17 protein-coding genes and 1 pseudogene are annotated in these 21,895 nt (G+C 70.7%); 7 read left to right on the top strand and 11 right to left on the bottom strand.

Annotated elements, in window-relative coordinates:
* Nucleotides 1–5 precede the first annotated feature (5 nt).
* Together IF78_RS0110970 and IF78_RS0110965 are read right to left on the bottom strand one after the other, a co-directional pair.
* Nucleotides 6–2,555 (bottom strand): polynucleotide kinase-phosphatase, encoded by a 2,550-nt coding sequence (locus tag IF78_RS0110970; RefSeq protein ID WP_031480522.1) that lies wholly within the window; start codon nucleotides 2,553–2,555, stop codon nucleotides 6–8.
* The gene (locus tag IF78_RS0110965) at nucleotides 2,552–4,057 is read right to left on the bottom strand and encodes a 3' terminal RNA ribose 2'-O-methyltransferase Hen1 (RefSeq protein WP_031480524.1); all 1,506 of its coding nucleotides are present in this window, start codon (nucleotides 4,055–4,057) and stop codon (nucleotides 2,552–2,554) included. The genes IF78_RS0110970 and IF78_RS0110965 overlap by 4 nt, the downstream gene beginning before the upstream one ends.
* A gap of 161 nt (nucleotides 4,058–4,218) precedes the next feature.
* On the opposite strand from IF78_RS0110965, the gene IF78_RS0110960 reads away from it, so the two are divergent.
* A complete protein-coding gene (locus IF78_RS0110960) occupies nucleotides 4,219–5,019 on the top strand; it encodes an SAM-dependent methyltransferase (protein WP_031480526.1) in 801 nt (266 codons plus the stop codon).
* 70 nt (nucleotides 5,020–5,089) lie between these two features.
* Here IF78_RS0110960 and IF78_RS0110955 read toward each other — a convergent pair whose 3' ends face one another.
* On the bottom strand, nucleotides 5,090–6,013 hold the full coding sequence (locus IF78_RS0110955) for an LLM class F420-dependent oxidoreductase (protein WP_031480528.1): 924 nt from the start codon (nucleotides 6,011–6,013) through the stop codon (nucleotides 5,090–5,092).
* 240 nt (nucleotides 6,014–6,253) lie between these two features.
* On the opposite strand from IF78_RS0110955, the gene IF78_RS48855 reads away from it, so the two are divergent.
* Nucleotides 6,254–6,430 carry a hypothetical protein gene (locus IF78_RS48855; RefSeq protein WP_167348311.1) on the top strand — a complete coding sequence of 59 codons (177 nt, stop codon included), beginning with the start codon at nucleotides 6,254–6,256 and terminating at the stop codon, nucleotides 6,428–6,430.
* A 264-nt stretch (nucleotides 6,431–6,694) separates the two neighbouring features.
* Here the strand turns inward: IF78_RS48855 and IF78_RS45950 are convergent.
* Together IF78_RS45950 and IF78_RS0110940 are read right to left on the bottom strand one after the other, a co-directional pair.
* Nucleotides 6,695–7,092, bottom strand: a pseudogene (locus IF78_RS45950) (helix-turn-helix domain-containing protein); the annotation flags it as partial.
* A gap of 83 nt (nucleotides 7,093–7,175) precedes the next feature.
* A complete protein-coding gene (locus IF78_RS0110940) occupies nucleotides 7,176–8,495 on the bottom strand; it encodes a glycosyltransferase family 39 protein (RefSeq protein WP_078662394.1) in 1,320 nt (439 codons plus the stop codon).
* Between the two features lie 147 nt (nucleotides 8,496–8,642).
* On the opposite strand from IF78_RS0110940, the gene IF78_RS0110935 reads away from it, so the two are divergent.
* Nucleotides 8,643–10,508 carry a serine/threonine-protein kinase gene (locus IF78_RS0110935; RefSeq protein WP_031498192.1) on the top strand — a complete coding sequence of 622 codons (1,866 nt, stop codon included), beginning with the start codon at nucleotides 8,643–8,645 and terminating at the stop codon, nucleotides 10,506–10,508.
* A 31-nt stretch (nucleotides 10,509–10,539) separates the two neighbouring features.
* Here IF78_RS0110935 and IF78_RS0110930 read toward each other — a convergent pair whose 3' ends face one another.
* The 4 genes from IF78_RS0110930 to IF78_RS0110915 all read right to left on the bottom strand — a co-directional run bounded on the left by IF78_RS0110930 (nucleotide 10,540) and on the right by IF78_RS0110915 (nucleotide 13,214).
* Nucleotides 10,540–11,010 carry a DUF6099 family protein gene (locus IF78_RS0110930; protein WP_031480536.1) on the bottom strand — a complete coding sequence of 157 codons (471 nt, stop codon included), beginning with the start codon at nucleotides 11,008–11,010 and terminating at the stop codon, nucleotides 10,540–10,542.
* Between the two features lie 171 nt (nucleotides 11,011–11,181).
* Complete coding sequence (locus tag IF78_RS0110925) at nucleotides 11,182–11,520, bottom strand: nucleotide pyrophosphohydrolase (protein ID WP_031480538.1); 339 nt, start codon at nucleotides 11,518–11,520, stop codon at nucleotides 11,182–11,184.
* Nucleotides 11,517–12,737, bottom strand: coding sequence for an AAA family ATPase (locus IF78_RS0110920; RefSeq protein ID WP_031480540.1), 1,221 nt, complete (start codon nucleotides 12,735–12,737; stop codon nucleotides 11,517–11,519). Before IF78_RS0110920 ends, IF78_RS0110925 begins: the two co-directional genes overlap by 4 nt.
* Nucleotides 12,738–12,824: 87 nt before the next feature.
* Nucleotides 12,825–13,214, bottom strand: coding sequence for a cell division protein SepF (locus tag IF78_RS0110915; RefSeq protein ID WP_031480542.1), 390 nt, complete (start codon nucleotides 13,212–13,214; stop codon nucleotides 12,825–12,827).
* Nucleotides 13,215–13,468: 254 nt separating this feature from the next.
* Between IF78_RS0110915 and IF78_RS0110910 the strand changes: the two genes are divergently transcribed.
* Together IF78_RS0110910 and IF78_RS0110905 are read left to right on the top strand one after the other, a co-directional pair.
* On the top strand, nucleotides 13,469–17,500 hold the full coding sequence (locus IF78_RS0110910; RefSeq protein ID WP_031480544.1) for a bifunctional nitrate reductase/sulfite reductase flavoprotein subunit alpha: 4,032 nt from the start codon (nucleotides 13,469–13,471) through the stop codon (nucleotides 17,498–17,500).
* 93 nt (nucleotides 17,501–17,593) lie between these two features.
* On the top strand, nucleotides 17,594–19,312 hold the full coding sequence (locus IF78_RS0110905) for a hypothetical protein (RefSeq protein ID WP_425314609.1): 1,719 nt from the start codon (nucleotides 17,594–17,596) through the stop codon (nucleotides 19,310–19,312).
* Here the strand turns inward: IF78_RS0110905 and IF78_RS0110900 are convergent.
* Nucleotides 19,290–19,808 carry a YceI family protein gene (locus tag IF78_RS0110900; protein ID WP_031480548.1) on the bottom strand — a complete coding sequence of 173 codons (519 nt, stop codon included), beginning with the start codon at nucleotides 19,806–19,808 and terminating at the stop codon, nucleotides 19,290–19,292. The two genes, IF78_RS0110905 and IF78_RS0110900, sit on opposite strands and share 23 nt — an antisense overlap.
* Nucleotides 19,809–19,906: 98 nt before the next feature.
* Here IF78_RS0110900 and IF78_RS0110895 point away from each other — a divergent pair, with 98 nt between their 5' ends.
* The gene (locus IF78_RS0110895; protein WP_031480550.1) at nucleotides 19,907–20,419 is read left to right on the top strand and encodes a MarR family winged helix-turn-helix transcriptional regulator; all 513 of its coding nucleotides are present in this window, start codon (nucleotides 19,907–19,909) and stop codon (nucleotides 20,417–20,419) included.
* 37 nt (nucleotides 20,420–20,456) lie between these two features.
* Here IF78_RS0110895 and IF78_RS43520 read toward each other — a convergent pair whose 3' ends face one another.
* Complete coding sequence (locus IF78_RS43520) at nucleotides 20,457–21,230, bottom strand: carbonic anhydrase (RefSeq protein WP_031480552.1); 774 nt, start codon at nucleotides 21,228–21,230, stop codon at nucleotides 20,457–20,459.
* A 187-nt stretch (nucleotides 21,231–21,417) separates the two neighbouring features.
* Here IF78_RS43520 and IF78_RS0110885 point away from each other — a divergent pair, with 187 nt between their 5' ends.
* The gene (locus IF78_RS0110885) at nucleotides 21,418–21,885 is read left to right on the top strand and encodes a DUF6174 domain-containing protein (protein ID WP_031480554.1); all 468 of its coding nucleotides are present in this window, start codon (nucleotides 21,418–21,420) and stop codon (nucleotides 21,883–21,885) included.
* Nucleotides 21,886–21,895 lie beyond the last annotated feature (10 nt).

The raw sequence follows: 21,895 nt of genomic DNA, 5'->3' as shown, positions 1-21,895 counted from the left end.
CCGGCTCACAGCCGCGGGTCCACCGGCTCCGACTCCAGCGCCAGCACCCCGAACACCGCCTCGTGCACCCGCCACAGCGGCTCGCCCTCGGCCAGCCGGTCCAGGGCCTCGAGCCCCAGCGCGTACTCGCGGATGGCGAGGGACCGCTTGTGGTTGAGGAACCGCTTGCGCAGGCGGTCCAGGTTGTCCGGACGCGTGTACTCGGGACCGTAGATGATCCGCAGGTACTCACGGCCCCGGCACTTGATGCCGGGCTGCACCAGACGGCCCTCGCCGCTGCGTACCACCGCGCCCAGCGGCTTGACGACCATGCCCTCGCCGCCGCGGCCCGTCATCTCCAGCCACCAGTCGACGCCGGCCCGCACCGACTCCGGGTCCCCGGTGTCGACGTACAACCGCCGAGTGGTCTGGAGCAGCCCGCTGCCGTCGTGCTCCACCAGCCGGTCGAGAAGCGCGAGCTGCTCGTCGTGCGGGAGCGCGGCGAGGCTGCGGCCCTGGACCGCCAGGATCTGGAACGGGGCCAGGCGCACGCCGTCCAGGCCGTCCGTCGTCCAGCAGTAGCGGCGGTACGCCTCCGTGAACGCGGCCGCGTCCGAGGCCCGTTCGCGCTGGCGTGCCAGCAGGTCCGACACATCGACGCCGCGGGCCGCCGCGCCCTCCAGCGCGGCCAGCGCACCCGGGAACGCGGCCCCGGAGGCGGCGCCGACCGCCGCGTACTGCGAGCGCAGCAGGCCCGACGCCTTCAGCGACCACGGCATCAGCTCGGCGTCGAGCAGCAGCCAGTCCGTCTCGAGGTCGTCCCAGAGACCGGCCTCGCCGGCCGCCGCCCGGACCCGCTCCAGGATCGTCTCCGTCACCGACTCGTCGTCGAAGAACGGGCGTCCGGTACGGGTGTTGAGCGACCCTGTCGGACCGTCGACCCCGAAGCGCTTGCGGGCGGCCTCCGCGTCCCGGCACACCAGGGCGACGGCCCGCGAGCCCATGTGCTTCTCCTCGCACACGACCCGCTCGACGCCGTCCTGCGCGTACTGGGCGAACGCCTCCGCCGGGTGCTCCAAGTAGCCCTCGATGTGCGAGGTCGCCGTAGGCGCCATGGTCGGCGGGAGGTACGGCAGCAGACGCGGGTCGACCGCGAAACGGCTCATGACCTCCAGGGCCGCCGCCGCGTTCTCCTCACGGATCGAGACACGGCCCTGGTGCCGGGTCTCGACGACCCTGCGCCCGTGCACGTCCGCCAGGTCTAGCGGTCGCCCGTCGTGCCCGCCGGGCGCCTCGCTGCGCAGCGGCCTGGCCGGCTCGTACCAGACCTTCTCGGCCGGTACGTCGACCAGCTCCCGCTCCGGCCAGCGCAGCGCGGTCAGCTTGCCACCGAAGACGGCGCCGGTGTCCAGGCAGATCGTGTTGTTGAGCCAGGTGGCCTCCGGGACCGGAGTGTGGCCGTACACCACAGCCGCGCGGCCTCGGTAGTCCTCCGCCCACGGGTAGCGCACCGGCAGCCCGAACTCGTCGGTCTCCCCGGTGGTGTCGCCGTACAGCGCGTGCGAGCGGACCCGTCCCGACGTACGGCCGTGGTACTTCTCCGGCAGACCGGCGTGGCAGACGACCAACCGGCCGCCGTCGAGTACGTAGTGGCTGACGAGCCCGTCGATGAACTCCCGTACTTCGGCCCGGAACTCCTCGCTCTCGCCCTCCATCTGCTCGATGGTCTCGGCGAGTCCGTGCGTGTGCTGGACCTTGCGGCCCTTGAGGTAACGGCCGTACTTGTTCTCGTGGTTGCCCGGCACGCACAGCGCGTTGCCCGACTTCACCATCGACATCACGCGGCGCAGCACACCCGGGCTGTCCGGGCCGCGGTCGACGAGGTCGCCGACGAAGACGGCGGTGCGGCCGTCCGGGTGCGCGCCGTCGACGTAGCCCAGCTTGCCCAGCAGCGTCTCCAGTTCGGAGGCGCAGCCGTGGATGTCGCCGACGATGTCGAAGGGGCCGGTGAGGTGGGTGAGGTCGTTGAAGCGCTTCTCGGTGACGACGGTGGCGTTCTCGACGTCCTCCACACCGCGCAGGACGTGCACCTTGCGGAAGCCCTCGCGCTCCAGCTGCCGGACCGAACGGCGCAGTTCGCGGATGTGCCGCTGGATGACCCGGCGCGGCATGTCGGCCCGGTCGGTGCGGGCCGCGTTGCGCTCGGCGCACACCTCTTCCGGTACGTCGAGCACGATGGCTATCGGCAGCACGTCGTACCGCTTGGCCAGGTCGATCAGCTGCCGCCGGGCGTCCTGCTGCACGCTGGTGGCGTCGACGACCGTACAGCGGCCGGCGGCCAGGCGCTTGCCCGCGATGTAGTGCAGGACGTCGAAGGCGTCCCGGGTCGCGCTCTGGTCGTTCTCGTCGTCGGAGACCAGGCCGCGGCAGAAGTCGGAGGAGATCACCTCGGTGGGCTTGAAGTGCCGGCGGGCGAAGGTGGACTTGCCGGAGCCGGAGGCGCCGACGAGGACGACGAGGGAGAGGTCGGTGACGGGCAGGACCCGTCCCTGGGGTGCCTGGGTGGTCTCGCTCATGCGGCCTTCGCCTCCTTCTTCTCGTCGTTCAGGTTGTTCTGGGTGCCGGTGTTCATGTCGGCTGTGTTCATTTCAAAAATGGCCATCTGTGTGGGCGGCCCCACCTCGGGGTCGTCCGGCCCCACGGGCACGAACTGCACGCCGTATCCGTGCCGTTCGGCCACCGCCGTCGCCCATGCCCGGAACTCGTCGCGCGTCCACTCGAAGCGGTGGTCGCCGTGCCGGACGTGCCCGGCCGGGAGGGACTCCCAGCGGACGTTGTACTCGACGTTCGGGGTGGTCACGAGGACGGTCCTCGGGCGGGCCGAGCCGAACACCGCGTACTCCAGGGCGGGCAGCCGGGGCAGGTCGAGGTGCTCGATGACCTCGCTGAGGACGGCGGCGTCGTAGCCCTTGAGCCGGTTGTCGGTGTAGGCGAGGGAGCCCTGGAAGAGCTTCACACGCGAGGCCTGCCGCTCCCCCATCCGGTCCAGCTTCAGCCGCCTCCCGGCGATGGTCAGCGCCCGCATGGACACGTCCACGCCGACGATCTCGGTGAACGCCGGATCCTTGAGGAGGGCCTGCACCAACTGGCCCTGCCCGCACCCGAGGTCGAGCACGCGCGCGGCGCCGGACGCCTTGAGGGCGGCGATGATCGCGTCCCGGCGCTGCACGGCGAGCGGGGTCGGCTTCTCCTCGACCTCGCTCTCGGCCTCGACGGCGTTGTCGATGTCCTCGACCTCGCTGTCGTCGGCCTCCGCGAGCCGTACGAGCTCCAGCCGCTCCATCGCCTCGCGGGTCAGCGACCAGCGGCGCGACAGATACCGGCTGGTGATCAGCTTCTGCTCCGGGTGGTCCGGGAGCCAGCCCTCGCCGGCCCGCAGCAGCTTGTCCACCTCGTCGGAGGAGACCCAGTAGTGCTTGGCGTCGTCGAGGACGGGGAGCAGGACGTAGAGGTGGCGCAGGGCCTCGGCGAGCGTCAGGGCCTCCGACTCCAGGACGAGCCGGACGTAGCGCGAGTCGCCCCACTCGGGGAACCGCACGTCCAGCGGGACCGGTTCGGCGGTCACCGCCCAGCCGAGCGGCTCGAAGAGGCGTCGTACGAGCTCCGGGCCGCCCCGGGCCGGCAGCGCGGGCACCTCGATGCGCAGGGGCAGCGGCTGGGCGGCGCGCTCGGGGCGGGCGTTGCACACGCCCCGCATGGCGCTGGAGAACACGGCGCTGAGGGCGACCGCGAGCAGCGAGGACGCGGCGTACGGGCGGTCGTTCACGTACTGCGCGAGCGCCGCGTCGGGTGCGCCGCCCCGGCCCTTGCCCTTGCCGCGCCGGACCAGCGCCACCGCGTCGACCTCCAGCAGGAGCGCCGCCGCGCAGCGCTCGGCGTCCGCCTCCGGGTAGAGGACGTGGGCCTTGCCGTAGGAGGTGGAGAACGCCTGGGATTTCTCGGGGTGCTTGTGCAGCAGGTAGCCGAGGTCGGTGGCCGGGCGCTCTGGAGTGCCGGTGGTGGTGATGGTCAGGAACACGGTGGGCAGGCCTTGGAGTAGGGGTCTGAACTGCGGATACGCACACCGTACAGAGCGGGCATCGGCATCACCCGTAAATTTTCGCTAGCCTCCACAACCGTCCGGGTGTTCGAACAACGCACGACCGATCGCCCACGTATGACCGGAAGCGGAGGCCTCACGTGACAGACGCCGGATTACGCGCGACCCCCATCGACACCAGCCAGCCCCACTCGGCCCGTATGTACGACTACTTCCTCGGCGGGAAGGACAACTACCCGGTCGACGCGGCGGCTGCCGAGCAGGTGATCTCCCTGTTCCCCGCCGTGCGGGAGATGGCGCGGGCCAACCGCCGGTTCATGCACCGGGCCTCCCGGCTGCTGGCCGAGCGGGGAGTGCGCCAGTTCCTCGACATCGGAACCGGGATTCCGACCGAGCCGAACCTCCACCAGATCGTGCAGGGGATCACCCCCGACGCCCGGGTGGTGTACGCCGACAACGATCCGATCGTCCTCAGGCACGCCGAGGCCCTGCTGCACAGCACACACGAGGGAAGGACGGCCTACGTCCACGGCGACGTTCGGGAGCCCGGGAGGATCCTCGCGGCGGCGCGGGAAACCCTGGACTTCACGCAGCCGATCGCGCTGTCCCTGGTGGCCCTGCTGCACCTAGTGGTGGACGAGGACGAACCCGGCCGGATCGTGCGCGAGCTGCTCGAACCCCTGGCGCCCGGAAGCTGCCTGACGTTGTCCCATGCGACGGGGGACTTCGACCCGGAGACCTGGGAGCGCGTCGTCGAGGTGTACCGCAAGGGCGGCACCCCGGCGCAGGTGCGCTCCCGCGCGGAGTTCGCCGGCTTCTTCACCGGGCTCGACCTGGTGGACCCGGGCGTGGTGCTCGCCTGCGAGTGGCACCCCGAGCTCGGCGAGCGGCACGGGGGCGAGGAGATACCCCTGTACGTGGGGGTCGGTCACAAGCGATGAGGGGCGTCATCCGGCGGACCGTCCGCATCGGCCCGATCCACCGGAGACGCATGGATCGCTCGTACCGGCTCTACGACAGCTGCGACTGCACCTGGGAGGAGATGAGCTCCAGGTGGTCCAGGTCGTCGAGGTCGAGGAGCTGGAGGTAGAGCCGCTGCGAGCCGATCTCCTGGTATCGGCCGATCTTGTCGACGACCTCCTCCGGGGAGCCGGCGAGCCCGTTGAGCTTCAGCTCGTCGACCTCCCGCCCGATGGCGGCGGCGCGACGGGCGACCTCGTGGTCGTCCTTGCCGACGCAGACGACAAGGGCGTTGGAGTAGACGAGCTCGTCGCCCTTGCGGCCGGCCTCCTCGGCGGCGGCCCGGACGCGCCCGAACTGCCGCTCGCTGTCCTCGATCGAGGCGAACGGCATGTTGAACTCGTCGGCGTACCTGGCGGCGAGCCGGGGCGTACGGGTGGTGCCGTGTCCGCCGATCAGGACCGGGATCCTGTCCTGGGCGGGCTTGGGCAGGGCCGGCGAGTCGGTGAGGTCGTAGTAGGTGCCGTGGAAGTCGAAGGTCCGCCCGGTCTCGGTCGACCACAGACCGGTGACGATGGCGAGCTGCTCCTCCAGCCGCCCGAACTTCTCCTTCGGGAACGGGATGCCGTACGCCTTGTGCTCCTCCTCGAACCAGCCCGCGCCCAGGCCGAGTTCGACCCGGCCGCCGGACATCTGGTCGACCTGCGCGACCTGGATGGCGAGCACGCCGGGCAGCCGGAAGGTGCCGGCGGTCATCAGGGTGCCGAGGCGGATGCGCTTGGTCTCGCGTGCGAGGCCGGCGAGGGTGATCCAGGCGTCGGTGGGGCCGGGAAGGCCGTCCACGGAGCCCATCTTGAGGTAGTGGTCCGACCGGAAGAACGCGTCGAATCCAAGGTCTTCGGTGGCCTTCGCCACGGTGAGGAGGGTGTCGTAGGTGGCGCCCTGCTGGGGCTCGGTGAAGATGCGAAGATCCATACCTCCATCCTGCACGCCGTCGCACCGGCCGACCGCACCGGTCCCCCCGCCCCTCGTGTCCCCGGTCGAGTGAATTCCCGCCATGCGGTTGCCGCCCCTCGCCCGGGCCAGTGACCGCCCCCGACGGTGATCGTTGGCTGGGGCGGAGCCGGACGGCCGGCTCCCGCGCCGGCCCGTGACCGCCGGGGCGTCACCGTGTCGGCCCTTCTCTGCCCGGGGCCGGAGGCCGAGGAGGCCGTCATGTCCGAGGAAATCGCACCGCAGCAGGCCGGCGGTGCCGGTCAGCCGAAGGGGCTGCTGCAGCAGATGGAGGAGCTGATGGCTGCGCTGAACGCGGACCTGTCGGCCTTGGATGCGGATCTGCAGTCGACCGGAGGCCCTGGACGCGGGCGGGCACAGAACGAGGAGGCCGGCTGAGGTTCCGGTCGCGTTCGTGGGGTGGGCGCGGTTGAGGCAGGCTGAGTTGCACGCCACTGCCGCGCTGCTGCCGGTGCCGCCGCCGGGCGCGACTGGTGCTCTGACCGCGTAGGTTCGCCGGGTCGTTCAGGCCGCGGTGGCGAGGGGGCGTCCGCCCCAGCGATGCCCTTTTCGCATCGGATGTGGGCGCGTTCCTTGCGCCGGGCGGCCAGGGCGTCGCGGTGGCGGGCGCTGACGTTGCGCCTGGGGCAGCGACCCAAAGTGGGCTTCGATCAGTGTCTTGGCGCGCGGGAAGATGATGCCGCGGCGGGCGAGCAGGCACCCTAACGCCTCGCGGCCGATCCAGATGACGCGACCGTGCATTTTCCGCAGGTAGGCGGCGAGTTTGCGGAAGGCCTGAGCAGGCGGGGACGGCCTCCCGCCCACCGAGGGTCCAGGCAGGCCAGGCCGATCTCGTTGAACGGGTGGATCACATCCCGCACGGTGTCCTCGTCGGCGAGCACCAGCTGTGCGATCACCGGTGCGCGGTTCCCGTCGGCGGAAGCCGGCAGCATCATCGCGCGCCGGTAGCGCACCGAGTTGGTGCTGCCGCGGCGCACGATCTGCTGCAGCTTCTGCCCCTCCTGGTCGGTCAGCCCGCACACAAGGACGAGCTCGGCCACCGCGCCTCCAGCGGTCGGGGCGGACGTCATCGCACATCCAACCGCCACGACGTCCGACCCGGCGAACCTATGCGGCCAGAGCACTAGACACGGCTGCGCGGGCGGGGACTGTCGCCCGATGCGCTCGCCGAGGTGTCTCTGTTGCGCGACGAAAGGAACCCGCAGCCCGCGAGGACCGCGAACACCGGCATGAGAGGGAAGCGGAAGCGGTCCCAGGTCGGGAAGAGGCACCACAGCGCCGTGTAGAACACGAGGAAGCCACCGAGCAGTGACAGCACCTGCCGTCTACGGCGCCCCAGTACGACGGCTCCCACGCAGGCCACCGCCATGAGCGCCCAGTACACGAGGTCGGCGGCCCGCTGCCATTGGCGGTAGGTTTCCGGCGACCAGTCCCCGTGGATGTGCAGCCAGCGGAACGGGGTCTCATTGCCGCTGTACAGCCCGGCGATCCTCGACGGCGCCTCTGCCACGAGTCTGCCCGGATGTTCCGACCAGAACTCGAAGGCCAGGTCGGTGCCCATCCGGTCGCGTACCACCTCGTCGTCGGTGCGCAGCAATGGGTTGTCCGCCGGATCACTCGACCACCAGTAACCGGATGTGGTCCGCGTCCCCTGATAGAGGTTGATGCCGCCGTTGGTCGAGACCGGCACCGGCGAGCCGAGCACAACCGCGTTCCGCGACGTCCACGGAGCGATGACCACCGACATCGCCAGGGTGAACGCCACGGTGTGGAGCAGCGCTCTGCGGAGGGCGCGCCGGCGCAGCAACTCAATGAGGAGCAGTGCTGCCGGGAAGACGAGAAGGGTCGGGCGAACCAGGCAGGCGAGTCCGGCCAGGGCACCCGCCACGGCGAACCGCGACGCGCCCTCCGCACCGGCCAGCACCAGCAGCATCGCGACGACAAGCACGGTGAAGGTCTGTTCCGAGCCCAGTTGGGAATCCCAGGCCCAGCCGGACGGCAGAAGCGTGTACGCCACACCGGCGGCGACCGCGACCCGCAGTTCGCCGGTCAACCGATGGGCGAGCACCGTGACGAGTGCGGCGGTAACCGCGGAGAGCACCGTCTGCAAAACGAGCCCCGCTGCCACCGAAGGGCCGGTGAACCGGAAAATCACGGAGAGGGTGAATGGCCATCCCACGGGCCAGTACGCTGTGGGTTCCCCGTTCCCCTGCACATAACCGAGGCCGTCGGCGAGACGGGTTGCCGCGTTGAAATACCAGGCGTAGTCGCTGGACGGGGCCGGATGAACAGCCGCGATCCACGTGCCACGAATCGCCAGGTTCACTGCGGCCATACAGGCTGCCGCCAACCATAGTCGCGCCCCAACTCCCGCGCATTTCCTTCCGGCTTTCCTTCCAGCCACCCCCGTTCCAACCTGGCACAAGGCGAAATCCCCCTTCATTCAACCTCCCTTCCTCAACCGAGTGTAGCGAATTCTGTCCGGAATTCTTCTATTTGCGGATTTTTGAGAGGCAATCTACCCTTATAGTGGCTTTCTCGGGGTGACGGTGGGCCTTCCGTATGCCGGAAACGCCTTGGAGGTGCTGCTGTGTCACCGACGGATGACGGCGTCGGCCGCGTCATCGCGAGGCGATATCGCCTGGTCCGCAGGCTCGGCGCCGGCGGCATGGGGAGAGTCTGGCTCGCCATCGATCTCGATCTGGCATGCGAAGTGGTCGTCAAGGAAATGGCCTTGCCACCGGGTGTGTCCGAGCAGGAACTGACCGCTCGAATCGCGAGGGTCCGCGGAGAAGCCCGACTCGCCGCCAGCCTGCGCGGCCATCCGCACGCGGTCACCGTGCACGACGTCTTCGAGGAGGACAACCTGCCGTGGATCGTCATGGAGTATGTCCCGGGAGCCGTCGACCTGTATGAGCTCGTGCGAGCCCAGGGGCCGTTGTCGAGGCCTGAGGTCACACAGATCGGACTCGGCGTACTGGACGCGCTGACAGCCGGTCACCGGCTCGGCATCCTCCACCGGGACGTCAAACCGGCCAACATCCTGGTCACTCGTGAGCCACGCCCCACGACCCCGGGCAGGTACCGGATCGGCCGAGTGCTTCTGACCGACTACGGGATCGCGCTGCGCCCGGACTCAGGAGAACCCAGACTCACGGCCGACTCCCGCATCATCGGCACACCCGGGTTCCTGGCTCCGGAGAGGGCCCGCGGATCGCCTCCGAGCCTGGCGTCCGACCTCTTCTCACTGGGCGCCACACTGTACTTCGCCGTGGTCGGGGAGGGGCCGTTCGACCGTGACACGGAAGTCTCCACACTGACCGCGCTGCTCTTCGAGGAGCCCCGGGAAATGCACCTGACCGGGGAGCTGGAGCCTGTCCTGCGCGGCCTTTTACAAAAGGATCCGGCCCGGCGCATGAACGGCACCGAAGCGGCGGTCCTTCTCGAACGGCTTCCCGGGGACGGCCCAGCGAAGGCCCCACCGGACACCCACCCGCCCACACAGCGGGTGGAGCGGCCGGCGCCTTCCCCAGCCGATCGCCCTCCGCCGACCGCTCCTCAGCAGGACGGGAGGGGTCCGCGGAGCGAACCGGTGGTCGAGCCGGCCGGGGAACCGAGACCGTCCGGGAAGAAGCCGACAGCCACCGTCATCGCCGTAACGGCTGCTGCGGTGCTGATCGTCGGCGGTGGCGTATGGGCGGCGACCGCGCTGCTCGGGGGGTCGGAGGACCAGGCGGAACAGCCGACTCCCACCGGGAGCATGCCGTACGGAGACCAGGTCGAGCTCAGCCGCGCACTGCGGCCCGGCGAGTGCGTTTCGGCGGCCTGGGACGAAGGCGAGTTCAAAGGGCTTCCTCGCCTCGCCCTGGTGGACTGCGTCAAGGAGCACGAAGAAGTGGACGCGCAGGTCGTGAGGAAGGATGCGGCGAGTTCCCTCGAAGACGCCCAGCAGAACGGGCCCGAACGCTGCGAGTCACTGCTGCGTGAGACCGTGGACAGCCTCGCCGACGCCCATCCCTTCTCACTGGTACCGAGCGAGAAGGGATGGGACCGCGGCGTGCACGACACCGCATGCCTGGTCTTCAACAAGACCGTCGCCCTCGAGGGTGAGGTAGGCGGTTACCGAGCCGTCGGCGAAGAGGTCTACCTCCAGAACATATCGGTCGGCGACTGTCTGAACTGGAGGAAGGAAAGGACCTATTATTCCGCTTTCCTGGCCGACTGCGATGCTCCGCACGACGAAGAGGTCGTAGGTTTTGTCAGGGCTCCCGACGGCATGGGATTCAAGAAGGCGATCGACGAAGCGCCCGTGCTCTGCTCGAACACCTATCAAGCGGAGGTGAAGAGCAAGGACTACGGCCTTGACGCCTGGTACCTGCCGGAGGATTCCTGGGACCAAGGGTTTCGATACATCATGTGCGCGTTGCAGCGCACCGACAAACAGAAGCTCCCCTGACCCTGCCCTGAGACACCAGTGCACCGAGGCCTCAGCCCGCCTCCCTCTCCGCCAGCACCTGATCCCGGTCCGCCAGTCTTCGGAGCATCTCCACCACCCGGTCCCGGGACTCGTCCGCCGCGTCGATCGCCTCCATGCACTGCCAATAGGTCGTCTCGTCGTCCGCCGCGCTGGCGACGCCCACCAGGGCGATGCCCACCTCGCCGAGCAGGCTCCCCAGGTGCATCAGTGCCTGTCGTGCGTCCCCCAACTCCGTGAGCTGGGCTGCGCGCAAGTCGCCCTCCGCCAGTTCCGGAGCGTCCAGGACCCCGCAGCCGCGTCCCGCCAGCTCCGTCAACCCCAGTGCCTCGCCGCGCAGTTCAGGTGGGCCGAAGACCGCCAGCCGACTCCCTATGGCCTGGGCCAGGGCCTGCGCCTGCCACACCTCGGTCATGGTCTCCGGCGCGCCCCCACTACCGGCCAGCGCACGCCTGCTCGTCCCGATGAGCCGCACCGCGTCCATCCGCTGTCCCCGTCTGTCGAGACGCGCTGCCCACGCGTCCGCCCGAACTCCCTTGTCCACTACCCAGAGTGAAGGGCTCTGAGACGAAAAGCCAGAGGAAGACGGAAATCTGCGGACAACTTTTCGGCTACAGACGTTGAATTGAACACGGAGAGTGAAAGTGGACGTGGATCATCCATCGTCCTGTGGCGCCGGGAACCGCCGCTCGTTCCGGTCGATCTTCGCGTCGAGCGCCGCCAGCGGGTCGATCCCGAGCACCTCGCAGAGCTGCAGCAGATACGCCAGGACATCCGCGACCTCGTCCGTCACCCGCTCCGCGGTCTCCGCGTCGTCCATGACCCGTGCCGACTCCTCCGGCGTCAACCACTGGAAGATCTCCACCAGTTCGGACGCCTCGACGCTCAGCGCCGCGACGAGGTTCTTCGGCGTGTGATACGGCTGCCAGTTGCGCGCGGCGGCGAACTCGGCCAGCCTGCGCTGCAGCTTGGGCACGTCAAGAGGTTCGGTCACGGCTCCAGGTGTACCACCGTCACCCCGTCCACCTCCGCCACCCCCGAAGCGTCGCTCACCGCCCCGACGACCCGGATGTGCCCGCGCTCGCACATCAGCGCCGCCAGCCGCACCACCTCCGCGCGCTGCCCGGGATCCAGTCCCCGATCCAGCCCGTCGGCGAGCACGGTCAACGTCTGCATGGCCTCCGGCACCTCGCCGGCCGGGTCGACCTCCAGCACCCCGGGCCCGGTCAGCAGCACCAGCGACAGCGCGAGATACCGCAGCTCACCGTCGCCCAGCCGGCCGAGCTCCGTCCGCGTCCCGTCCCCGCGGTCGAGGACCGCCCGCACCGTCCCGTCCGCCAGCACCTCCGCGGCCACATCCGCCACCGGCCCGGCACACCGCGCCCGCACCGCTGCCACCAACCGGGCATGCCGCCGCCCGCATTCGACGCGGGTCCGCCACAGCACCTCCGCGAGGTTGTCGCAGCCGCTCATGAGGCGACCGGACCCGACCGGCACCCGGCCGCGCATCCGGTCGGGCCGCGGATCGCAGGCGAAGACCGACCGCAGGGCCACGACCATCTGCTCCGCGGCGGCGAGCACGCGCCGCTGCCCGTCCGTCTTGCCCGCCACGCGCAGCGGCAGCAGCGCCGTGCCGAGCCGGTCGTCGGGCAGGGGTGCCCGGGTCACCGGCGACTGACCTGCGGTGTGCCAGGCGGCCTGCACCCAGGGCCGGCTGGGATCGCGCAGGGCCGTCTCCAGCAGCACCACGCCGTTGGCGCTCAACCGCTCCCCCACGATGCGCAGTTCGGGCTCGGCCTGGACCGCGACATCGAGCCGGACCGGCCCCTCGGGACCGTCGGCGGTGCAGCCGATCCGGAAGCCCCGCCGGCGCTGGGCATCCGGCCGGGCCCGTTCGGGCACACAGCCGACCGGATCGGGGAACGCCTCATCGACCCCGGCACCGCCGGCGAGCCGCGCCAGCGCCTCGTACGCCCGTAACGCACTCGACTTCCCGCATCCGCTCGGCCCCGCGAAGAGCGTGAACGGCCCCAGCGGCAACACCACCCGCCGATGCCCGGCGAACGCGGACAGCCGCAGCTCGGTGAGGTGGGACCGGCCGGAGCGCACCGCGGACGACTCACCACCAGGGCGTTCCGGCGACGGCGGCGAGACCGCACGGCCTTCCTGAGACGGCGGGGAAACGGCACCAGACGCAGATGACAGGGTCATTCCCGGACCGTAGGACCGTCGCCGTCAGACGAACCGTTCCACCGCGGGGCCCTTCCTACGATCGAGGGATCACCCGGCCCGGCCGGCTCATGTGCCGGGCACTCCCGCACCCTCCATCAGCCCGCTCACCTCGGTCCCCGGAGGGGTGAGCAGGAACACGTTCCGGTCCACCCGGTGCATCCCGCTCCCCAGCCCGAAGACAACGCCCGTGCTGAAGTCCAGCACCCGCTTGGCGACGTCGTTCTCCGCCCCAGTCAGGTCCAGCAGCACCGGAATACCCGCCATCAGCGTCTCGGCGACCTCACGGGCGTCCCCGAACACGTTGACCCGCAGGACGACGAAACGGCGACGCGGCTCGGTCGCCGCTTCCGGCATCGCACGGTGATCCACCGCTGACGGCCAGGCGTCGCGGCCGCGCAGCGGCACCACCTGGGCGAGCCCCTCCCACTGTTCATCGGTGACGTCGTGGCTGTTCACCGGCTCCCCCCGCCCTGACTCGCCTTCATTGCCTGCACCTGCCAATTCTTACGCCAAGTCACCCGTTCGGCCCAACAGCGACACGGTGCGCGACCGCCTCACACGCCGCACATCGCGCCGCCCGCGCCCCTCACATCCGTCCGCGGGCGGCTGTGTGGCCGACGTAACTCCTCATGATCAAGGGATGTGACATCGACGTAACGGGCAATTCGTACGCTCGGGGCACCACCCCGACCGCCGGAGAAGGGCAGCACGTGACCTCGACCACCTCCACGACTCAGGTCAGGACGGTCTGCACGTACTGCGGGGTCGGCTGCGGAATCCTGCTGGACGTCGGGATGGGGCCCGACGGTCGGCGTACGGTCCTGAAGGCCTCCGGCGACAAGGCGCATCCGGCGAACGCGGGCCGGCTGTGCACGAAGGGCGCGACGACCGCGGAGATGCTGGCCGCGCCCGGGCGGCTGACGACCGCGCTGGTCAGGGGCGACCGGGGCGAGGAGCCGGTGCCCGCGCCGATGAACGTCGCCATCGCCGAGACCGCCCGCCGGCTGCGCGCGATCATCGACGAGCACGGGCCGGACGCGGTCGCCTTCTATGTCTCCGGGCAGATGAGCCTGGAGGCCCAGTACCTGTCCAACAAGCTGGCCAAGGGGTTCGTGCGGACGAACCAGATCGAGTCGAACTCGCGGCTGTGCATGGCGAGCGCGGGCATGGGTTACAAGCTGTCCCTCGGTGCCGACGGGCCGCCCGGGTCGTACGAGGACTTCGACCACGCCGACGTCTTTCTCGTCATCGGCTCGAACATGGCCGACTGCCATCCCATCCTCTTCCTGCGGATGATGGAGCGGGTCAAGGCGGGCGCGAAGCTGATCGTGGTCGATCCTCGACGCACTGCCACCGCCGCAAAGGCCGACCTGTTCCTGCAGGTCAAGCCGGGGACGGACCTCGCGCTGCTCAACGGCCTGCTGCATCTTCTCGTCGAGAACGGCCACACCGACCCCGACTTCATCGCCGCCCGCACCGAGGGCTGGGAGGCGATGCCCGAGTTCCTCGCCGACTACGCGCCGGCCGCCGTCGCCGAGATCACGGGCATCGACGAGAACGACCTGCGCACCGCCGCCCGGCTGATCGGCGAGGCCGGCGAGTGGATGAGCTGCTGGACGATGGGGCTCAACCAGTCCACGCACGGCACCTGGAACACGAACGCCCTGGTCAACCTGCATCTGGCCACCGGGGCCATCTGCCGGCCGGGCTCCGGTCCCTTCTCCCTGACGGGGCAGCCCAACGCGATGGGCGGGCGCGAGATGGGGTACATGGGGCCGGGGCTGCCGGGGCAGCGGTCGGTCGCCGTGGACGCCGAGCGGGCCTTCGTCGAGGAGCTGTGGGAGCTGCCGCCGGGCACCCTGCGCGCCGACGGGGTCGGCAAGGGCACCGTCGAGATGTTCCAGAAGATGGCCGACGGGGAGATCAAGGCCTGCTGGATCATCTGCACCAACCCCGTCGCCTCGGTCGCCAACCGCCGTACGGTCATCGAGGGGCTGGAGGCCGCCGAGTTCGTCGTCACACAGGACGTCTTCGGTGAGACCGAGACCAACGCGTACGCCGACGTGGTGCTGCCCGGCGCGATGTGGACCGAGGGCGAGGGCGTCTTCGTCAACAGCGAGCGCAATCTCACGCTGACCCGGCCGGTGGCCGACCCGCCGGGCGAGGCGATGGCGGACTGGCGGATCATCGCGGCCGTCGCGTGTGCGATGGGGTACGAGAAGGGCTTCTCGTACGACAGTGCCGAGGACGTCTTCGAGGAGATACGGCGGGCCTGGAACCCGGTGACCGGCTGGGATCTGCGCGGGGTGACGTACGAGCGGCTGCGGGACACGCCCGTGCAGTGGCCTGCCGCCGAGGTGGAGGGGCCCGAGCGCAATCCGATCCGGTACGTGGAGGCGGACGGCGGGCTGCGGTTCCCGACCGCGAGCGGGCGGGCCGTCTTCCACGCGCGGCCGCACATGCCGGCCGCCGAGCTGCCGGACGACGACTATCCCTTCGTACTGAACACCGGGCGGGTGCAGCACCAGTGGCACACGCTGACCAAGACGGGGAAGGTCGCCAAGCTCAACAAGCTGAATCCGGGGCCGTTCGTGGAGGTGCATCCCGAGGACGCGCGTGCGCTGGGGATCGCCGACGGGGACCGGGTGGAGGTCGCCTCGCGGCGGGGGCGGGCCGTGCTGCCGGCCGTCGTGACCGAGCGGGTGCGGCCGGGGGGCTGTTTCGCGCCGTTCCACTGGAACGACCTGTTCGGGGAGTATCTGAGCGTCAACGCGGTGACCAGCGACGCGGTGGATCCGATCTCCTTCCAGCCCGAGTTCAAGGTGTGCGCCGTATCGCTGGCCAAGGTCAACGAGCCGGCATCGGTGGAGCCCGCCGAGGTGATCGTCCCGACCGCGGTCACGCCGGGCGCCAACCCCTTCGGGCTCGATCCCACCCCGCCGCCCGTCCTGACCGCGCAGGAACGCCTCTATCTGACCGGCTTCCTCGCCGGCATCGAGACCGGCGCGCCCGGCATCCCCGTCCTGCCGCCGGACGCGCCCTTCAGCCCCGAGCACGCGATGTGGGTCAACGGCGTGCTCGCCGGGATGTACTCGCGATCGGCGATCGAGCCCGCCGCGGTGCGCCTGCCCGGCCGCGAGGTCGTCGTGCTGTGGGCCTCGCAGACCGGCAACGCCGAGGACTTCGCCACCAGCACCGTCGAGCGGCTGGGCGCGGCCGGGCACCGGACCACGCTGGTCGGCATGGACGAGGCCGACGTCGGCACCCTCGCCCGCACGGCCGACCTGCTCTTCATCACCAGCACGTTCGGCGACGGTGACGCGCCCGACAACGGGTCCGGCCTCTGGGACACCCTGTCCGCCGAGCAGGCTCCGCGGCTGGACGGGGTGCGGTACGCCGTGCTCGCCTTCGGCGACTCGTCGTACGACGACTTCTGCGGACACGGACGCCGGCTCGACGCACGGCTGGACGAACTCGGCGCGGTGCGCCTGGCTCCCCGCACGGACTGCGAACCGGACTACGAGCCGTCCGCGGGGGCGTGGCTCGACCAGGTCCTCACGGCGCTGGCCGGTACCGACGCCCCCGCCGTCGAGAAACCGAAGGCCAAGCCCGCCGCGCGTCCCGCCAAGCCCGCCCCCACCACCGCCCGCCTCGTCGGCAACCGGCTGCTCAGCCTGCCCGGTGCGGGCAAGGAGGTGCGGCGCTTCACCTTCGACACGAGCGGGACCCCGCTCACGTACGAGACGGGCGACGCGCTCGGCGTGCGGCCGGTCAACTCGCCCGCGCTGGTGGAGGAATGGCTGGCGGTGACCGGCGTGGACGGGGCGACCGCCGTGGAGCTGGACGGCGTCGGTGAAGTCCCCTTCGGCGAGGCCCTGCACCGGCATCTCGACATCACGAAGATCACCCCGGACCTGCTCCGCTTCGTCGCCGAACGCGTCCGCGACGACCGGGAGCTGCGCCGGCTGCTGCGGCCCGACAACAAGGACGGGCTGGCTCAGTGGAGTTGGGGGCGGCAGGCCGTGGACGTCCTCGCCGAGCACCCGGTGCGGGCGGGCGCCGAGGACTGGGCCGGGGTGCTCAAGAAGCTCCAGCCGCGTCTGTACTCGATATCGTCCAGCCCGCTCGTCGACCCGCACAGCGTCTCGCTGACGGTCTCCGTCGTGCGGTACGAGAACCTGCGGGGCCGGGCGCGTGGAGGCGTCTGCTCGCCGTTCCTCGCCGACGCCGAGGCGGGCACCGAGGTGCCGGTCTTCGTGCAGCGCTCCCCGCACTTCCGGCCGCCCGCGGACGCCTCGACGCCGATGGTGATGGTCGGCCCCGGCACAGGTGTCGCGCCCTTCGTCGGTTTCCTGCAGGAGCGGCGCGCGCTCGGCCACCGGGCGCCCAACTGGCTGTTCTTCGGGGAGCAGCACCGGGCCAGCGACTTCTACTACGAGGACGAGCTGACCGCGCTGCTCGACGAGGGCACGCTCGCCCGCCTCGACACGGCCTTCTCCCGTGACCAGCGCAACAAGGTGTACGTCCAGGACCGGATGCGCGAACACGGCCCGGAGCTGTGGCGCTGGCTGCAGGACGGCGCCCACTTCTACGTCTGCGGGGACGCCTCGCGCATGGCCAAGGACGTGGACCAGGCGCTGAGGGACATCGCGGTCACGCACGGCGGGCTGGCGGAGGCCGAGGCGTCGGCGTACGTGAAGCAGCTGGCGGCGGCGAAGCGGTACGTGCGGGACGTCTACTGACCGCCCTCGCGAGGCCTGTTCTCACCTGCCTCACACCGGACTCTTCACCTCCGGCGGCACCCCGCTCACCAGGCCTGATTACGGTCGGGTGCCGTGCAGTCGGCAGAACAGCGGCTGGAGACGCCCGCCCTTCGGACACGATCGGCGGCGCCCGCCGCCCCGGAACCCCCCGCCCAGTGGCACCGCGTCCTGACGCTCCTGGCGGACATCAGCCTCTTCATCGGCACGCGTGCGATCTGGACGCAGGCGGCGAGCCACCGTCTCGTGGTGGCCGCCGCCATCACGGCGTGCTACGCCTCGATCCTGGTCTGCGGAGTGCTGGCGCTGGTCGTACGGCGGGCGAGGTCGCTGGCGCGGCTGGATCTGTGTGTGCTGGTGACCGCCGTGACACTGACCCTCTGCGCGTGGGCGATGAACCACGCGGGCAGCGACGAGGCGATCCTCACCACTCAGGCCGCCCGTGAACTGGTCGCCGGGCACCCGGTCTACGGACAGCCCTGGCCCTGGCTCTTCGGTCACGGCGTCGCGCTCACCCCGACGGTCACGGGCGGCTACGACTTCACCTACGGCTATCCGCCCCTGGCCCCGCTGCTGACGGCCCCGCTGCTGTGGCTGGGGCACGGGGGCACGCCCGCGACCGCGGTGAGTACGGCGGCCCTCGTCGTCGGGGCCGTCGCCCTGTGGCGGACGCTGCCCACGCCGTGGCGGTCGGCGGCGACCATGGCGTGTCTCGGCTTCGGGTTCCTGCCGTCGTACGGCCGCCTCGGCTATCCGGCGATCGTGGCGCTGGCCCTGCTGGTGCCGGTGGTGGTGCGGTGGCCGCGGATCGGGCGGGGTGGGCGGCTCGGCTCGGGCGGGCTGGCGCGGGCGGCGTGTCTGGGGGCGGCGTGCGCGACGCAGCAACTGCCGTGGTTCGTGGCGCCGTTCCTGCTGGCCGGGATCTACGCCGTGCGGCGCGGCGAGCTGGGCGCGCGGGCGGCGGCGCTGGTGGCGGCGAGGTTCGCCGGAGCGGCCGGGGTCGTGTGGCTGCTGGTCAACACGTATTTCGTGGTGAGCGAGCCGGGCACCTGGATCCGGGGCATAGCGCTGCCGTTGACGCAGGGGGCGGTGATCCACGGGCAGGGCGTGGTCGGCATCTCGCTGTACTTCACCGACGGCAGCGACCGGCTCGACTGGTACTCCCACGCGAGCATGCTGCTGGCGGCGGGGCTGCTCGCGCTGTTCGTGCTGTTCGTACGGCGGTTGGGGCCCGCCGCGACGGTGCTGCCGTGGTGCGCGTTCTTCGTGGCGACCCGGTCGCAGGACGGCTACTACCTGATGATGACGCCGCTGTGGCTGGCGGCGGCCGTGACCACGCCGGCGTCGGAGTTCGCCGCGGCCTGGCAGCCGCGCCCGCGGGTGCTCGCCGGGAGGACGGCACGGATCGTGGCGGCCGCGCTGCTGCTCACCCCGGCCCTGGCGAGCGTGGCCTGGGCGGCGGCGGGGACGCCCCCGCTGGGCATGCGGGTGACGTCGGTGCGCCGGTCGACGCCGACTGCCTTGTCCCGCCTGGAGGTCGAGGTCGTCAACAGGGGCGCCGCCGCGCTCTCCCCCCACTTCACGCTCACCACGGGCCAGGGCATGAACGCGTACTGGACGGTCGTACGGGGCCCGGCCACGCTGCCCGCGCACGCGACGGCGCGCTATGAACTCCGGCCGCCCGCAGGGCGGTTCCCGCTGCCCCGTCCGGGCGTGCGGATCCGGCTGCGGGCCTTCACGGCCGTACCGCAGACGCTGTCGAGCGCCGACGTCAGGCTGCCGCGGTCCGGGTGAAGCGGAGCGTGGCGGCGACCGTGGCGTGGCCGCGCATCATGCCGAGCTGGTTCCAGCCCATGCCGAACTGCTCGCGGTCCACGGTGAACTCGGCGTCCAGGGTGAGCGCTTCGGCGTCCGCGCCGACGAGGCGGGCGGTGAAGGACTTGGGGCGGCTGATGCCGCGGGCGGTGAGCTGACCGACGACGTGCACGCTGTCGCCGTCGCGGAGTTCGGCGCTGCGGACCGAGAAGGTGATCTCGGGGTGGTTGCCGGCGTCGAAGAAGTCGGCGGAGCGCAGGTGCTCGTCGCGCTTGGCGTTGCCGGTGTCGAAGGAGGCGACGTCCAGGGTGATCGTGCCCACGGCGGAGCCGTCGGGACGGACCTCGCCGTTGCCGGTGACCGCGGCGAAGGTGCCCTTCACGTTGACCAGGCCCCACATGGTCCGGTGCCGGACGGTGACGGTGGTGGCGGCGGGGTCGAGCTGCCACAGGCCTGTTTCCACGGCGACGGTCATGATCGGCCTCCTGGGCTGTCGTTCAAATTTGGATGACTGCGATGACGGCACGCTAGCCCATAATCCAAAACTGAATGAACGACAGGTAGAATCGAGCCATGTCCGCCGCCCAGGAACACCCCGCCGACCAGCTCGAATGCCCCTCCGCCCAGGGCGGCGGGCTGCTGCCGCCCGAGCTGCGCGGGTGGATGCTGCTGCTGGCCGCGACGGGGGCCGTGGAGCAGCAGCTGCGGACCGTCGTCAAGGAGCGGCTGGACGTCTCCCACGACGAGTTCCTCATCCTGTGCCTGCTGGCCGAGCAGCCCCCTGCGGGCAGCCTGCGCATGACCCGGATCGCGGAGCTCCTCGGCCGCCCCAAGACCCGGCTCACCTACCAGATCGCCTGCCTCCAGCACGCCGGCCTCGTCACCCGCAAGTCGGCCTGCGGGGACAAGCGGGGCGTCGAGGTGGCCCTGACGGAGAAGGCGCGCCGGCTGCTGAAGGAGTCCTCCGAGGCCCTCCGCGAGACGGTCAAGGCGGCCCTCGCGCGCTTCGTGGGGGCGGAGCAGCGGGAGGCGCTGTGCCATCTGCTGCCGGATCTCGCCACGGAGGCGGGGCGGGAGGAGGCGTAGACCGGCCGCCCCCAACAGCAGCCGGTCATCCTCCTCGTCACGCGGCAGGCGCCCCGGAGAGGACCTCCACCCGGCCGGTGTCGAGCGAGTAGTAGGCGCTGACGACGGCCAGGTCGCCCTTCTTCACGAGCGGGGCGAGATTGGCGCTTCTGCGCAGTTCGGCGGCGGTCTGCTGGGCGTGGACGCGGATCATGGCGTCGACGGGGTCGGCGTGCTTCTCCTTGGACACCGCCTCGTACGCCGGGCGCAGCGTCTCGACGATCGACTGCAGGTTGCCCGGCAGCGGCTTGCGGTCCTTCAGTGCCTTGTACGCCGCCTTGACCGCACCGCAGCTCTGGTGTCCGAGGACGAGGATCAGCGGGGTTCCCGACGTCACCGGACCGTACTCGACGGAACCGGTGACCACCGGTGCCACCACCTGACCGCCGGTGCGCATCACGAACAGGTCGCCGAGGCCGGTGTCGAAGACCATCTCCGGCGGCACCCGGGAGTCGATGCACGACACTATGACGCCGTACGGGTCCTGCTCGGCGGCGACGGACTCGCGCCGGTCGACACCCTGGTTGGGGCGCTGGAGCGCGCCGGCCACCCAGCGCTTGTTGCCCTCCAGCAGCCGCGCGTACGCGCCACGGGCCGTGGTGGGGGGTGCTTCGACGGCGGACGGTGACGGAGTCGCCGCCGCGCCCACGACCGTCGCCTTCGACGGCGAGTTGCCGTCAGACTTCGACGAACAGCCGGTGATCACGGCCGCGGAGGCCACGAGCCCTCCGGTGAGAATGGCTCGGCGCTGCGGTCGCGAGACACTGCCCATGGCACTCTTCCCTTCTGGTGTTTTCCCTGGTGAGGCGGGTAATGCCACTGTTGCGAAGCGGCGGTTAACGCCCGTACAGGGCTGATGCAGCGCACGAGAAGGGCACGTCCAAATCACGGAGAGTGGCCCGAACGTTCAGTGGGTGACCGGCGTCATAGCGGTAACCGATGTGGAAGGGACCGCCGTTATGACCGCCGTACGTCTCACCGCCCGTGCCGTGTCCCGGGCCGTACTGATCGGGGGGCTGCTCTGCGCGGTCCCCGCCTGCGGGACCGGGACGAACGGCACGCGAGAGGAGAGCCGGCCCCGGTGGGAGGAGCCCGGCTCCTACACCTACACGCTCCAATCCAGCGGAGGGGAGCGGATGTTGCTCGGCACCATCCGGATCAGCGTGCGCGACAGCGCCGTGGTCAAGGCTGTGGGGCTCGACGAGAACGGGCTACGCCTGGTGGAGGACGTCCCCGACGCTGTGCCGACCATCGGGGAGCTCCTCGGCGAGATGGAACAGGCACGGCGGGACGACGCGGACAAGGTCGAGGCGGAGTACGCGGCCGACGGGCGCCCGGTGCGGATCTCCCTGGACTGGGAGGAGAACGCGATCGACGACGAGGCCCTTTACGTCATCAGCGACTACCAGGCGGCCGTCAGGAGCTGACCGAACCGTA

The organism is Streptomyces bicolor (assembly GCF_000719285.1).
GTDB classification, from domain to species: Bacteria; Actinomycetota; Actinomycetes; order Streptomycetales; family Streptomycetaceae; genus Streptomyces; species Streptomyces bicolor.
This window is presented reverse-complemented; position numbering and strand designations above follow the sequence as displayed.